This is a genomic window from Exiguobacterium sp. s191, assembly GCF_018618955.1.
In the GTDB taxonomy this organism is placed as follows: domain Bacteria; phylum Bacillota; class Bacilli; order Exiguobacteriales; family Exiguobacteriaceae; genus Exiguobacterium_A; species Exiguobacterium_A abrahamii.
This window is the reverse complement of sequence record NZ_JACSNC010000001.1, coordinates 1,500,924-1,516,571: the sequence shown is the minus strand read 5'-3', so window position 1 is coordinate 1,516,571 and position 15,648 is coordinate 1,500,924. Positions and strand designations below refer to the sequence as shown.

The 15,648-nt window shown below is 49.2% G+C and carries 11 protein-coding genes, 1 pseudogene and 1 other annotated feature; all 12 genes and pseudogenes read left to right on the top strand.

From position 1 onward, the window contains the following. The first annotated feature begins 70 nt into the window (after positions 1-70). The 12 genes and pseudogenes from ruvA to aspS all read left to right on the top strand — a co-directional run bounded on the left by ruvA (position 71) and on the right by aspS (position 15,617). Positions 71-664: a Holliday junction branch migration protein RuvA gene (ruvA, locus tag KNQ09_RS08155; RefSeq protein ID WP_023468936.1), complete on the top strand. Its 594-nt coding sequence runs from the start codon at positions 71-73 to the stop codon at positions 662-664. 4 nt (positions 665-668) lie between these two features. Further along, positions 669-1,664 carry a Holliday junction branch migration DNA helicase RuvB gene (gene ruvB / locus KNQ09_RS08150; protein ID WP_023468935.1) on the top strand — a complete coding sequence of 332 codons (996 nt, stop codon included), beginning with the start codon at positions 669-671 and terminating at the stop codon, positions 1,662-1,664. A gap of 4 nt (positions 1,665-1,668) precedes the next feature. Continuing rightward, on the top strand, positions 1,669-2,709 hold the full coding sequence (queA, locus tag KNQ09_RS08145; RefSeq protein ID WP_064299560.1) for a tRNA preQ1(34) S-adenosylmethionine ribosyltransferase-isomerase QueA: 1,041 nt from the start codon (positions 1,669-1,671) through the stop codon (positions 2,707-2,709). Next, a complete protein-coding gene (gene tgt / locus KNQ09_RS08140; protein ID WP_029342245.1) occupies positions 2,709-3,854 on the top strand; it encodes a tRNA guanosine(34) transglycosylase Tgt in 1,146 nt (381 codons plus the stop codon). The genes queA and tgt overlap by 1 nt, the downstream gene beginning before the upstream one ends. Positions 3,855-3,925: 71 nt before the next feature. After that, positions 3,926-4,216: a preprotein translocase subunit YajC gene (yajC, locus tag KNQ09_RS08135; protein ID WP_029342244.1), complete on the top strand. Its 291-nt coding sequence runs from the start codon at positions 3,926-3,928 to the stop codon at positions 4,214-4,216. A gap of 153 nt (positions 4,217-4,369) precedes the next feature. After that, a pseudogene (gene secD, locus KNQ09_RS17435) lies at positions 4,370-6,581 on the top strand (protein translocase subunit SecD). Positions 6,582-6,653: 72 nt separating this feature from the next. Beyond that, positions 6,654-8,963, top strand: a complete 2,310-nt coding sequence (gene recJ, locus KNQ09_RS08120; protein WP_214858088.1) for a single-stranded-DNA-specific exonuclease RecJ — start codon at positions 6,654-6,656, stop codon at positions 8,961-8,963. Continuing rightward, positions 8,942-9,460 carry an adenine phosphoribosyltransferase gene (locus KNQ09_RS08115; protein WP_023468928.1) on the top strand — a complete coding sequence of 173 codons (519 nt, stop codon included), beginning with the start codon at positions 8,942-8,944 and terminating at the stop codon, positions 9,458-9,460. The genes recJ and KNQ09_RS08115 overlap by 22 nt, the downstream gene beginning before the upstream one ends. Before the next feature lie 141 nt (positions 9,461-9,601). Continuing rightward, positions 9,602-11,800 (top strand): RelA/SpoT family protein, encoded by a 2,199-nt coding sequence (locus KNQ09_RS08110; RefSeq protein ID WP_023468927.1) that lies wholly within the window; start codon positions 9,602-9,604, stop codon positions 11,798-11,800. A 14-nt stretch (positions 11,801-11,814) separates the two neighbouring features. Further along, positions 11,815-12,264, top strand: coding sequence for a D-aminoacyl-tRNA deacylase (dtd, locus tag KNQ09_RS08105; protein WP_064299562.1), 450 nt, complete (start codon positions 11,815-11,817; stop codon positions 12,262-12,264). Between the two features lie 45 nt (positions 12,265-12,309). Continuing rightward, positions 12,310-12,531: a binding site (T-box leader), on the top strand. Positions 12,532-12,573: 42 nt separating this feature from the next. Next, complete coding sequence (gene hisS, locus KNQ09_RS08100) at positions 12,574-13,854, top strand: histidine--tRNA ligase (RefSeq protein ID WP_214858087.1); 1,281 nt, start codon at positions 12,574-12,576, stop codon at positions 13,852-13,854. Next, positions 13,851-15,617, top strand: a complete 1,767-nt coding sequence (gene aspS, locus KNQ09_RS08095; protein WP_214858086.1) for an aspartate--tRNA ligase — start codon at positions 13,851-13,853, stop codon at positions 15,615-15,617. The genes hisS and aspS overlap by 4 nt, the downstream gene beginning before the upstream one ends. Positions 15,618-15,648 lie beyond the last annotated feature (31 nt).

Here is a 15,648-nt window from a genome sequence, read left to right as displayed (position 1 = left end):
GCTTTGAAGCCAAACGAAGATGTATGCTACAATAACACGAGAGTTTGTTTAAAGATGGGAGCGTTCCACATTGATAGAATTCGTACGCGGCGAAGTCGCTTATGTCTGTGCGGAATTCGTGACGGTAGAAGTTGGCGGGATTGGCTACAAGATCGTAGCACCGAACCCGTTTTTTTATCGGACCGGAGACGAACAGATCATCGTATATACGTATCATTATGTCCGTGAGGACCAAGAAGTCTTATTTGGATTCCGTTCCCGTCGTGAGCGTGCCTTGTTCACGAAGTTGCTCGGTGTCACAGGAATCGGACCTAAAGGAGCGCTTGCAATCGTCGCATCAGGGAATGTCGATGCGCTCGTTGAAGCGATTGAACAAGAGAAAGAAAGTTATCTCGTCAAGTTCCCGGGGGTCGGCAAGAAAACAGCAAAACAAATGACACTCGACCTAAAAGGAAAGTTAGCCGAGCTCGCACCGGATTACGTACCGAGCGAAGGCTTGTTCGCACAAGGCAATGCTGAATTGAATGAAGCTTGTGAAGCCTTGACGGCGCTAGGTTACAGTGACCGAGAAGTCGAGAAAGTCAAAAAAGCGTTGCAGGCAGAAGTCCTGTCGACGGATCAATATGTCAAACGGGCACTCCAGTTGTTATTGAATGTGAGGTGAGGACATGGAAGAGCGCATTTTGTCAGAATCCGCCCATGCGGAAGATCAAGAAGAGTGGAGCCTGCGTCCTCAGACGCTCGAGCAATATATCGGGCAGGAGAAAGCTAAGGGAAACTTGAGTGTCTTCATCGAGGCGGCAAAAATTCGTCAGGAAACACTCGATCACGTGCTTCTCTATGGTCCTCCGGGTCTTGGGAAGACGACGCTTGCGACGATCATCGCGAACGAGATGGGAGTCGGCATCAAGACGACAGCCGGTCCTGCAATCGAACGACCGGGTGATCTAGCGGCAATCCTTTCATCACTGGAACCGGGTGATGTCCTCTTCATCGACGAGATTCATCGATTGAGTCGATCAATCGAAGAGATTCTGTATCCGGCGATGGAGGATTATTGTCTCGATATCGTCATCGGTCAAGGGGAACTCGCCCGCAGTGTCCGCATTGATTTACCACCGTTTACGCTCGTTGGTGCAACGACACGTGCCGGGATGTTATCGGCACCGCTCCGTGATCGTTTTGGCGTGACGCTGAAGCTTGAATATTATACGATGTCAGAGTTGTCTGCCATCGTGACCCGGACGTCGCGATTGTTCGGATTCGAAGCGGATCGTCTCGCTGCAGAAGCGATCGCACTCCGTTCACGCGGAACACCACGTGTCGCGAATCGGTTGTTACGGCGTGTCCGTGACTTCGCTCAAGTAGCCCATCAAACCGAGATCGATGCTGTGCTCGCGACAAGTGCGCTTGATCGTTTGCATGTCGATGCACTAGGGCTCGACGATGTCGACCATCGTTTACTACGATCGCTTGCTGAACGATTTGCCGGTGGTCCGGTTGGTCTCGAGACGATCGCAGCGACGATCGGTGAAGATGCGCAGACGATCGAGGATGTGTATGAACCATATCTACTGCAACAAGGCTTTTTACAACGTACCCCGCGCGGACGTGTCTTAACACCGTTCGCTCGCCAACATTTAGGACTGAAAGAAGGAAATTGAACCAATGGATGTAAACTTATTTGATTTTCATTTACCAGAAGAACAAATTGCCCAAGTGCCATTGCTCGACCGGACGAGTTCGAAATTGATGGTTCTCAATCGGGAGACAGGTGCGATTCAGCATCAGCACTTCCATGATATCGTCGACCACTTCCGCGAAGGCGATACACTCGTCATCAATGATACGAAAGTCTTACCAGCACGTCTTTTTGGTGTGAAGGAAGAGACGGGTGGGAAAATCGAATTGTTACTCTTGAAGCAGACGAGTGACGATGTCTGGGAAACACTTGCGAAACCGGCAAAACGCGTTAAACCAGGAACGATTTTGTCGTTTGGTGACGGGTTACTCCGTGCTGAGTGTGTCGAAGCACTTGAAGACGGGGGACGAATCCTGAAGTTTTTCTATGACGGCATTTTCTATGAAGTGCTTGACCAACTCGGAACGATGCCACTGCCACCGTACATTCATGAACAACTCGAGGATCAAGATCGTTACCAGACGGTGTATGCTCGAGAACGCGGAAGTGCGGCAGCACCGACGGCTGGTCTGCATTTCACACCGGAATTGCTCGAAGCGCTTCAAGCAAAAGGCGTCCGGATCGCACCGTTGACGTTACACGTTGGACTTGGCACATTCCGTCCTGTCTCGGTCGACGACGTCGATAGTCACAAGATGCACAGTGAGTACTATGAACTGCCGGAAAGTTCAGCTGCTTTGCTACGCGAAACACGGAAACAAGGCGGACGGATCATCGCGGTCGGAACGACATCGACACGGACGCTTGAAACGGTCATTCGTGACCACGGCGACTTCGTCGAAGCAACGGGCTGGACGGACATCTTCATCTTCCCGGGTCAGGAAGTCAAAGGGATTGATGGTCTGATCACGAACTTCCACTTACCGAAATCAACATTGATCATGCTCGTGTCCGCGTTATCGACACGGGAACACATTTTGCACGCCTACGAAGAAGCAGTCGCGAACGGCTATCGTTTCTTTAGCTTCGGTGATGCGATGTTCTTAACGAGAGAGGAACGAAACTAATGACAAAACACGCGGTAACATACGAACATATCAAGACATGTAAACAATCCGGAGCGCGGTTAGGAATCGTCCACACGCCGCACGGTAGTTTCGAAACACCGGTCTTCATGCCGGTCGGAACGCAAGCGACGGTCAAGACGATGGCACCGGAACAAATCAAGGACATGAACGCGAACATCATCCTCGCGAACACGTACCACCTCTGGGTGCGTCCAGGACATGATGTCATCAAGGAAGCGGGCGGTCTGCATAAATTCATGAACTGGGATGGCGCGATTCTGACGGACTCAGGTGGTTTCCAAGTCTTCTCACTTGCTGACCTTCGGAACATTTCTGAGGAGGGTGTTCATTTCCGTAACCACTTGAACGGGGACAAATTGTTCTTGTCACCGGAAAAAGCGATGGAAATTCAAAATGCACTCGGTTCAGATATCATGATGGCGTTTGATGAGTGCCCACCGTACCCAGCTTCTCACGAGTACATGAAAGCATCCGTCGAACGAACGAGCCGCTGGGCAGAACGTTGTCTTGCTGCGCATGAACGTCCACACGATCAAGCGCTGTTCGGTATCATCCAAGGTGGAGAATACGAAGACTTACGTCGTCAAAGTGCAAAAGACCTCGTTGCCCTTGATTTCCCTGGTTATGCGGTCGGTGGTCTATCAGTCGGAGAGCCAAAAGACGTCATGTACCGTGCGCTCGAATTCACGACACCACTCATGCCGGAAGACAAACCACGTTATTTGATGGGCGTCGGTTCACCGGACGCATTGATCGAGGGTGCGATCCGCGGAATCGATATGTTTGACTGTGTCTTACCGACACGGATCGCACGAAACGGCACATTGATGACATCACAAGGACGTCTCGTCGTCCGGAACGCGAAGTATGCACGTGATTTCCGTCCGCTCGATGAGAAATGTGATTGCTACGCGTGTAAGAACTACTCGCGTTCGTACATCCATCACTTGATCCGTGCGCAAGAAACGTTCGGTCTGCATCTGTGTTCGACACACAATCTTCACTTCCTCGTCAAGTTGATGGAAGGCGTTCGCCAAGCGATTCGTGAGGATCGTCTGCTCGATTTCAAGGAAGAATTCTTCGAAGAATACGGTTACAATTTACCGAACGCAAAGAATTTCTAACAAATCGTCTGACAAATCAATTCTTTCACGGTATAATGAACGTGATTTGAATGATAAAGGAGCTGAATCAGATGGAAGGCTTAATCACATTCCTCCCGATGATCTTGATCTTCGTGGTGTTCTATTTCTTGTTGATCCGTCCACAGAACAAACGCCAGAAGCAAGTGCGTCAGATGCAAAATGAACTCTCACGCGGCGACTCGATCGTTACGATCGGTGGTCTTCACGGGGTTGTCCAAAAAGTTGACGACATGACGGTGACATTGAAGTCAGGTAATGCACAATTGACATTCAACCGAAGTGCTGTCGCAGAAGTGACGAAAAAATCAACGACTGTCATGGACGACGAAACTGTCGAATAAGGCATTGAAAAGGCGCTTTCCGGATTCCGGAGCGTCTTTTCTGTTTATATATGAGAAAAACGTTTGCTAAGATTACCATTTCTTTTGTAAGCTAGGGTAGGAGAACAAAGTTGTCTGAAAATATACTGGGAACTAGAGAAAGGACAATGTAGCATGATCAAGAAAGGGAAACTTGCCACATTCTTCATCGTCGTCATCGCGTTGCTCGTACTGATTGGTACGACATCGTCATGGTTGTTGAAGGATACGAAGCTCGGCCTTGACCTTAAGGGTGGCTTCGAAGTCTTGTATGAAGTACAACCGCTGAAAGAAGGAGACGTCATCGATCAAAATGCGATGAGTGCGACGCTGACGGCAATCGAGAACCGTGTCAACGTCCTCGGTGTCTCTGAACCAGATATCCGGATCGAAGGCGATAACCGGATTCGCGTTCAGCTTGCTGGCGTCAAGGATCAGACGGAAGCGCGTCAAATCCTATCTTCGACAGCACAATTGTCATTCCGTGACATCAACGATAAGTTGTTGCTTGATGGATCAGACTTAAAAGCCAAAGGGGCAAAAGTCGGGTATGATCCGAACACGAATGAACCACTCGTCGAGTTGACGATGAAATCAAAAGAGAAATTCTATGAAGTGACACAAAAAGTCTCACAAATGCAACCACCTGCGAATCGTCTCGTCATCTGGCTCGATTACGAGAAAGGCGATTCGTATGAAAAAGAAATTCAAAAAGCAAACTCGAAGATCGTCTCGGATGCATCGGTCACACAACCGATCAATTCGGATAAAGCGATCATTTCTGGTGGCGATATCGATGCCGAGTACGGGAAACAATTATCATCGATCCTAAACGCCGGCGCATTACCGGTCAAACTCGAGGAGATTTACTCGACGTCGGTCTCTGCTGCTTTTGGACAGGATGCACTTGATCAAACATTGTTCGCGTCAGCGATTGGTGTAGCTGCGGTCTTCTTGTTCATGCTCTTGTTCTACCGGATCTCTGGATTCGTTTCGATCATTACATTACTGTTCTACATCTATCTCGTCATGATCTTCTTTAACGGGATCAATGCCGTCCTCACGTTACCGGGGATTGCGGCACTCGTTCTTGGAGTCGGGATGGCGGTCGATGCGAACATCATCACTGCTGAGCGGATCAAGGATGAATTACGAAGTGGTAAATCCGTCTTGTCCGCATTCAAAGCCGGTAACCGTCGTTCGTTCGGTACGATTCTTGATGCCAACTTGACGACGTTGATCTCTGCTGGTGTGTTGTACTACTTTGGTACAAGTACGGTCAAAGGATTCGCCATCATGTTGATGGTTTCGATCGCCGTCACGTTCGTCACGAACGTCTTTGTCTCACGTTACCTGATGCAACTCCTTGTCAGTAGCCGATGGTTCGATAAGAAGAAATCATGGTTCGGTGTAAAGGAGAGTGAAATCCGTGAGCTTTAATCCTACGAAATTCGATTACGTCAAACATCGTAAAATCTATTTCGCAATCACGATCGCGCTTGTCATCGTGTCGGTCCTATTGTTGTCGTTCCGTGGTCTGAACCTCGGGATCGACTTCACGCAAGGAACGCGCGTCGAGATTTCTTCTGAGAATCAAATCAAGGAAGCGGACGTCCGCTCTGTCATTGAAGATGCCGGGATTGATGCGGAAGAAATCGATGGTATTCAATTCGCTCAAGGCGGAAAGTTAGCGAACGTCACGTTCGTTGGTGAATTCAGCCAAGAACAAATTTCTGAAATCAAACAATCGGTTGAAGCGGAATACAAGAAAGAACCGAGTATCTCGACAGTTTCGGCACAAGTCGGTCGGGAAATCGCGCGTAACGCGATTTATGCGGTTTTACTTGCGTCACTCGGGATCGTCATCTACGTCTCGTTCCGATTCCAACCGCTCTACGGGATTGCGACAGTACTCGCATTGCTACATGATGCGTTGATGATCATTGCTTTCTTCTCGCTGTTCCAGATCGAAGTCAATCTGTACTTCATCGCAGCCGTCTTGACGATCATTGGATATTCCGTCAACGATACGATCGTTACCTTCGACAGGGTACGAGAAAATCTCGGACTTGCTGAAAAAGGTGGACGGAAAGTCTCATTTGATGAGTTGCAGCATATCGTCAATGAATCGATCCAACAGACGATCATCCGCTCGATCAATACGGTCGTCACGGTCATCATGACAGCAGCAGCGCTCTACATCTTCGGTAGCGAAGCGATCCGTGGATTCAGTCTTGCCTTGCTTGTCGGGTTGATCATGGGGATGTATTCTTCGATCTTCATCGCCGCGCAACTCTGGCTCGTCATGAAAGGTCGGACACTGGGTCGGACAAAACGTGCTTCTTAAAAGAGTATCCGCATCAGCTATCGCTGGTGCGGATTTTCTATTATAATGGGGAAGTTGATTGGAGGGTTTGAGATGTACCATGCTAAAAAAACATGGCTTGATAAAGTCATCGATTCAGAACAAATCGAACAATTGACGGCGGATGGCACGATCTCACCGCACGTCGCACAACTACTTGTCCAACGGGGATTCACGACTCGTGAAGCAGCCCGTGATTTTTTAGAAACCGATCAAATGGCATTTCATGATCCATTTGCTTTTAAAGACATGCCAAAAGTCGTCGAACGGATTCAACGTGCCGTCAACGAAGGCGAAATGATTTTGATTTATGGTGATTATGACGTCGACGGCGTGAGTTCCGCTGCGATTCTATGGCATGCCTTGATTGAAATCGGAGGAATGGCAGAGTGTTATATCCCGAACCGATTCACGGAAGGCTATGGACCAAACGAAGCCGCGTTTCGCTGGGCTGCAGAAGAAGGCTTCAGCCTCGTCATCACGGTCGACTGCGGGATTTCCGGTATTCATGAAGCCGATGTCCTGAAGGAACTCGGGGTTGATTTAATCATCACCGATCACCACGAAGCAAAAGAGACGTTACCCGATGCTTTCGCCTTGATACATCCAGGTGTCGATCCAGCATATCCGTTCTCGAAGCTTGCTGGGGCAGGCGTTGCTTTTAAAGTCGCGCATGCACTGCTTGACCGTGAACCCGTCGAGTTACTTGATCTTGCCGTGCTCGGAACGATCGCCGATCTCGTACCGCTCGTCGGAGAGAACAGGTTGCTTGCGATTCGCGGCATCGAGGCGCTGAATGCAAGTGAACGTCCGGGTATCCTTGCGTTACGTGACGTCTGTAGTTTGACGGAAGACGAACTGACGGAAGAATCGGTCGGATTTGCATTCGGTCCGCGGATCAATGCGGCAGGTCGTCTGGATTCGGCGATGCCAGCGCTTGAGATGTTACTAGCGGAAAGCAAGGACGAGGCACTTCATCTCGCGAAACAACTCGACCAACAAAATAAACAACGTCAAGATATCGTCAAGCAGATTGCAGAGGAAGCAACGGCGCTTGTCGAAGAACGTTTTAAAGAGGACCGCGTGCTCGTCGTCGATGCGGCAGACTGGAATCCAGGTGTCGTCGGGATTGTTGCCTCGCGACTCGTTGAAAAATATCATCGTCCCGTCATCATGCTGTGTCACGATGCTGAAAAAGGAACAGCGAAAGGATCTGGACGTTCAATCCCTGCCTTCGATCTCTTCGCTGAACTGACGAAATGTGAAGATATCTTGCCGCATTTCGGAGGCCATCCCGCTGCTGCTGGTATGACGCTCTCTTCTGATGACGTCGAGGCGTTACGTCAACGTTTGAATGAACAAGCCAGTACGTTGCCAGACGATGCCTTCATCGCGACAATCGATGTCGATTTACGTCTACAGGTCAGCAATGTCTCGATTCAGTTGATTGAGGATATTCAGCGACTCGCGCCGTTCGGGATGGGAAATCCTGCGCCACGAATCGTCATCGAGCAAGCGAAGATCCGTGACATGAAACGGATCGGTCGTGATTTGACGCATGTCAAAGCACTATTATCAGGCGACGGGAAGGAACTCGATGCGATCGGCTTCGGCTTCGGCGACCTCGTCGATGAAGTCTCGACATTATCGGAGATTCACTTGATGGGCAGTCTGAACATCAATGAGTGGAATGGGTTCCGTAAACCACAATTGATGATTCAAGATGTCGCTGTCGAAGATGTCCAAGTATTTGATTACCGTGGGGGTAAGCGCCCGCTGAGCGAACTATTCGCCTTACCGCATGAGACGACGACGTTCGTCGCCTTTACCGATGAGGTGAAGGAGAAGTACGCGGAACGTCCGTTGAACGGTCCGATCCGTCAAAATATCGTCTTTCTCGATCTACCGGAAGAAGAAGCGGCATTTTATCCATATGTCCAACAGGCAGAGCGGATTTATTGTGCCTTTAAGGATGAGGGCTATTATTTTGAGACGATTCCGTCGCGCGAGGACTTCAAGCATTACTTCCAGTATTTCGCGAAATGTCCACGTGACGAGCTCCGGATTGGTCTCGTACGTTTGTCGAAATCGCGAAAATGGACGAAACGATCGATTAACTTTATGCATTCGGTATTCTCGGAACTTGATTTTCTTGTTACAATGGAGGACGGGCTGCCGGGTGTGAACCCAAATGCTGCAAAACGAGATCTGACGGAAGCTCCGACGTATCAGCGTCATGAAGCGCGTCAAGAGCTCGAGCAACAATACATTTATTCGTCACTCGCTCAGTTGAAAGAGCGTTTTGATACTTTGGTAGAAGCGGCGAAGCAGGAGGAAAAGACATGGAGTTCAAACAGCATATAAAAGAGGTCGAAAACTGGCCGAAAGAAGGAATCAGTTTCAAAGACATCACATCACTCATGCAGAACGGACCAGTGTACAAACAATCGGTTGATGCACTCGTCGAATATGCACGCAGTAAAGGTGCTGATGTCATCGCGGGTCCAGAAGCACGTGGATTCGTCGTTGGTTGCCCAGCCGCTTACGCGATGGAGATCGGATTCGTACCTGTCCGTAAAGAAGGAAAGTTACCACGTGAGACAGTCCGTGTCGAGTATGGTCTTGAGTACGGAAAAGACGTCTTGACGATGCATGAAGATGCGATTCAACCAGGACAACGCGTCGTCATCCTTGACGACTTGCTTGCAACAGGTGGTACGATCGAAGCGACGATCCAAATGATTGAAAAATTAGGCGGAACGGTTGCCGGAATCGGATTCTTGATTGAACTCGATGGTCTTGGTGGACGTGAGAAACTCGAAGGATACGACGTTCTCTCATTGATTCGCTACGAAGACTAAAGCATATATACTCTCTTGGTAGATGGTGACCAAGGGGGTATTTCTTTTTATTTTGACATCTTCTCAAGATTTCACGATAATAAGAACTATATATTAGGGATTCCGTTGCAGACGATCCCGGGGACTGGGTGAGGAAAAGGGATGACAAACAAACAAATCGTAAATGTAGAAGACCTTCTCGCTCGATGTGCGGAATACATGACGCAAGCTGAAGTCAAAGACATCGAACGGGCTTACCAATTCGCGAAAGACGAACATGATGGGCAATTCCGCCGTTCTGGTGAACCCTACATCATTCATCCGGTACAAGTTGCCGGTATCTTAGTCGATATTGGTTTGGATGCAACGACGATTGTCGCTGCGCTTCTTCATGATGTCGTCGAAGATACGGACATTACACTCGAAGAATTAACGGAACGATTCGGACCCGACGTCGCGATGCTCGTTGACGGCGTCACGAAACTCGGGAAAATCAAATATAAATCGAAACGCGAAGAATTGGCTGAAAACCACCGGAAGATGTTCATCGCGATGGCAGAAGACATTCGCGTCATCTTGATCAAACTGGCTGACCGTCTGCACAACATGCGAACGTTGCAGCATATGGTCAAGGAAAAACAGGTGCAAAAGGCAGAAGAGACGCTCGAAATCTTTGCACCGCTTGCGCATCGTCTCGGGATCTCGACGATCAAATGGGAACTCGAAGACATCAGTTTGCGTTATATCAATCCACAACAGTACTACCGGATTGTCTCAATGATGAAACAAAAACGGACGGAACGCGAAGCGCTCGTCAGTTCGGTCATCGAAGAGGTCAACGAAGTACTCGATGATGTACAAATCGCAGCGGAAGTCGATGGACGTCCGAAGCATATCTATTCCATTTATAACAAGATGCAAAACTCGAAAAAAGAGTTCAGCGAAATTTATGACTTGATGGCTGTGCGCATCATCGTCGATTCAATCAAGGACTGTTACGCTGTTCTCGGAATCATTCATACGCAATATAAACCGATGCCGGGACGTTTCAAGGATTATATCGCGATGCCGAAGCCGAACATGTATCAATCGCTGCATACGACGGTCATCGGACCGAAAGGCGAGCCGCTCGAGGTCCAAATTCGGACACGGGACATGCACTTTATTGCCGAGTACGGGATTGCCGCTCACTGGGCGTATAAAGAAGGCAAGGAACAGGAAGCGAAATCAGGCTTTGAGGATAAGATTGCCCATTTCCGGGAAATCCTTGAGTTGCAGAAGGATACGGCGGATGCTGAAGAATTCATGGAATCTGTCAAAGTCGACTTCTTTAGTGACATGTTGTACGTCTTTACACCAAAAGGCGACGTCATCGAATTGCCGAAAGGCTCTGTTCCGATTGATTATGCCTACCGGATTCATACAGAGATCGGTCACCGGACGATCGGAGCGAAAGTCAACGGACGGATGGTACCGATTGATTATAAGCTGAAGACAGGTGACATCATTGAAATCGTCACATCAAAACACAGTTATGGTCCAAGTAAGGACTGGCTCAAGATTTGTGTGTCGAGTCAGGCGAAGAACAAGATCCGTCAATGGTTCAAACGTCAGCAACGCGAAGAGAACGTCTCTAAGGGACGGGAACTGATCGAAGCAGAAGTCAAGAAACTCGGATTCGAGCCGAAGGAAGTCATCAATGAGAAGACGCTCGAAGACGTGACGCGGAAGTTCAACTTCGCGCAAGAAGAAGACATGTATGCTGCCGTTGGGTATCATGGTCTGACAGCTGCCCAAGTCGCTCATAAATTGACGGAAAAGTTACGCAAAGACAAAGAATCTAAAAATCTTGAACTGAACGAAGCGATCAGTGAGATGAAGACGTTCGATCGTCCGAAGAAGGAAAATCCAGAAGGTGTTCGTGTCAAAGGAATCGATAACATGCTCGTTCGCATGAGTCGTTGTTGTAATCCAGTACCAGGGGACGATATCGTCGGGTACATCACACGTGGACGGGGTGTCTCGATTCACCGGACGGATTGTTTGAACGTCATTCATGAACAAAATCCAGAACGCTTGCTCGAAGTCGAGTGGGAACACGAAGGCAAAGCCGTTAAGAGTTATAACGTCGAAATCGAAATTTCCGGATTCGACCGGGCTGGATTATTGAACGATGTCCTGCAGTCGGTATCTGCGACGAATACGAACATCGTTGCCGTCAGCGGGAAAGGCGACGACAGTAAACAAGCCAAAATCACGATGACGATCGCGATCAACAACGTCAACCATTTACAAAAAGTCGTCGATCGGATCAAACAAATCTCTGACGTGTATGCTGTACATCGCGTCATGATGACGTAAGGAGCGGATGAGTCATGCGAGTCGTATTACAACGAGTTAAAGAAGCAAGTGTCACAGTCGATCAGGAGATCATCGGTCAAATCAAGCAAGGTTTTCTCTTGCTTGTCGGTGTCACGCACGAAGACACGATCGATCAGGTGAACTGGTTAGCTGATAAAATCGCAGGACTCCGCGTGTTTGAAGATGAAGAGGAACGGATGAATCGTTCGTTGCAAGATGTCGACGGTCAGATTCTATCCGTCTCACAGTTCACGCTGTATGGTGATGTCAAAAAAGGACGTCGCCCAGCGTTCACGGAAGCAGCGAAACCGGATCTTGCCAACGCGTTGTATGAAGCGTTCAATGAACGTCTTCGTGCGCAAGGACTGACGGTCGAGACAGGTCAGTTCGGTGCGATGATGGATATCGCGCTCGTCAATGATGGACCGGTGACATTGATTCTTGAAAAAGAAGCAAACGCTTGACAGGAACCGAGAGACGAGGCAATATTAGACGTAACCAAATGATTCATACGACCGAAGACGAAGAGGAGTAATCAAGACCTTGTCTGCTTAGAGAGTCGCCCCTTGGCTGGAAGGGCGAACAGACGAACTCGATGAAAGACCCTTCCGAGGTATCTTCCTGAACTGATAGTAGGGAAGGTCGTACGCAGGCGTTAACTGCACCGAGTGGTCAAATGTGATTTGACAACCAGGGTGGTACCACGGGATCTTCAAGTTCTCGTCCCTTTGCGGACGAGGACTTTTTTGTATTCAAAAAAGGAGGAATTTGAGATGAAATTACCACGCGGTACGTTTGATGTCCTTCCAGGAACAGTCGAACGCTGGCAGTACATCGAGCAACAATTACGTGACATTAGTAAGCGTTACAACTATAAGGAAATCCGGACGCCGATTTTTGAGGAGACAGAACTCTTTAAACGTGGCGTTGGTGAGACGACGGATATCGTTCAAAAAGAAATGTTCATGCTTGAGAAACGCGGAAAAGACCAGTTGACGTTACGTCCAGAAGGAACGGCTGCTGTCGTTCGTTCATTCGTGACGAACAAACTGTTCGGTTCACCGAACCAACCGACGAAATTGTTCTACATTGGACCGATGTTCCGTTATGAACGTCCGCAAGCAGGTCGTTTCCGTCAGCTTCACCAATATGGAGTCGAGGCACTTGGTAGTGAACAACCAGCGATCGATGCGGAAGTCATCAGTCTCGCGATGAGCATCTACCGTTCATTCGGATTGAAGCACCTCAAGCTCGTCATCAATACACTCGGGGATAACGAAAGTCGCGCCGCACACCGGGCAGCACTCGTCGATCACTTCAAACCGGTCGTTCACGAGTTGTGTCAGGACTGTCAGAACCGTCTCGAAACGAATCCACTTCGTGTCCTTGACTGTAAGGTCGACCGCGATCACCCGAGTATGGCAACGGCACCATCGATTCTCGATTACTTAAACTCGGCATCAAAAGCCTACTTCGATGAAGTACTGCTTCACTTAGATGCACTCGGCATCGAGTATGTCGTTGATCCAACGCTCGTTCGCGGAATCGATTATTACAACCATACGGCATTCGAGATCATGTCAGAAGCAGAAGGCTTCGGAGCGATCACGACATTATGTGGTGGTGGACGATACAACGGTCTCGTCGAACAGATCGGTGGACCGGCAACACCGGGAATCGGATTCGGAATCGGCATCGAGCGTTTATTGATGGCACTTGAGAATGAGAACGTCTTACCGCCAGTCGACGATCAAATCGATGTCTTCATCGTCGCGCAAGGCAGTGACGAAGTCGAAAAGACAGCAACACGTCTCCTTCAATTGATGCGTCTCGAAGGACTTGTCGCGGATCGGGATTATCTCGGTCGAAAGTTCAAAGGACAATTCAAGGCAGCCGATCGCTTGAAAGCACGCTATACGGTCATCCTCGGGGATGAAGAAGTTGAGCGTGGTGCAGCAGCGCTGAAGAACATGGCTACAGGGGAACAGACGGACGTTCCGTTATCAGCAGTCGCTGATACGATCGTCGCGAAATTAAAGGAGGAAGCACAATGATCGGACGCACGCATATGAACGGTCAGGTGACAGAAGAAGTCATCGGACAACACGTTCAACTTAAAGGATGGGTTCAAAAACGACGTGACTTAGGAGGATTAATCTTCCTTGATCTCCGCGACCGTAGTGGCATCGTCCAAATCGTCTTCCAACCGGAAAACGAGCAGGCACATCGCCTTGCGGAATCGATTCGTTCAGAGTATGTCCTCGACATCAAAGGACACGTCATCGCCCGTGAGAATCCGAACCCGAACATCCCGACTGGGCAAGTCGAGGTCGTCGCGGATGAAGTCGTCATCTTGAACGCAGCGAAGATGACACCATTCCCGATCAGTGAAGAAGCAGAGCAGACGTCAGAAGATTTACGTCTTAAATATCGTTATCTTGACTTGCGTCGTCCGTCGCTTCAAGAGACATTCCGTCTCCGTTCGAAAGCATCGAACATCATGCGGAACTTCCTCGATGAGCAAGACTTCTTGGAAGTCGAGACACCAATCTTAACGAAATCAACACCAGAAGGCGCACGTGACTATCTCGTTCCGAGTCGTGTTCACCCAGGTGAGTTCTATGCCTTGCCACAATCACCGCAATTGTTCAAACAATTGCTGATGGTGTCTGGTTTTGAACGGTACTTCCAAATTGCACGTTGTTTCCGTGACGAAGACTTACGGGCAGACCGTCAACCTGAATTCACACAAGTCGATATCGAGACGAGCTTCATGGACATCGAAGACTTGTATGCGATGATGGAGTCGATGATGACGCGTGTCATGAAGGAAACGCTTGATAAAGATATCGTGACACCATTCCCACGGATGCCATATGCGGAAGCGATGAGCCGGTATGGTTCGGATAAACCGGATACACGCTTCGGTCTCGAATTGATTGATGTCGCGGAAGCCGTCAAAGGGGCAGGATTCAAAGTATTCGACATGGCACTAGAAGCAGGTGGCGAAGTCAAAGCCTTGAACGTTAAAGGTGCAGCAGAGCGCTTCTCGCGTAAAGACATCGATAAGTTACAAGAATTCACGGCGATCTACGGTGCAAAAGGTCTCGCGTGGGTCAAAGTGACAGCAGACGGACTGAACGGTCCGATCGCGAAGTTCTTCGAAGAAGAAGCAGCTGCTCGCCTGACAGCGGCGACAGATGCGGAAGCAGGCGACTTATTGTTGTTCGTCGCAGCAAAAGCATCGATCGTAGCAGACAGCTTAGGTGCGCTCCGTCAGAAGTTAGCAAAGGAACTAGACTTGATCGATGAGTCGGTCTTCAACTTCCTTTGGGTGACGGACTTCCCGCTCGTCACGTATGAAGAAGAAGATGGTCGTTTCTACGCAAACCACCACCCGTTCACGATGCCACGTCGTGAAGATCTCGAATTGCTCGAGACGGATCCTGGAAAAGTCCTCGCCGTCGCGTATGACCTCGTCTTGAACGGATATGAGCTCGGCGGTGGATCACAACGAATCTACGAACGGGATATCCAAGAGCGGATGTTCAAGTTGCTTGGCTTCACAGAAGAAGAAGCAAACGAGCAGTTCGGCTTCTTGATGGAAGCATTCGAATACGGAACACCACCACATGCGGGGATCGCACTTGGTCTAGACCGTCTCGTCATGTTACTCGCAGGACGTTCAAACTTGCGTGATACGATTGCCTTCCCGAAAACAGCATCAGCAAGTGATCTGTTGACGGCAGCACCAAGCCCAGTCTCGGATGCGCAATTAAACGATCTCTCGATTCGAACAGCAGTCAAACAATCTTAAGATACGACAAGCGAATCTTCCGATATGGGAG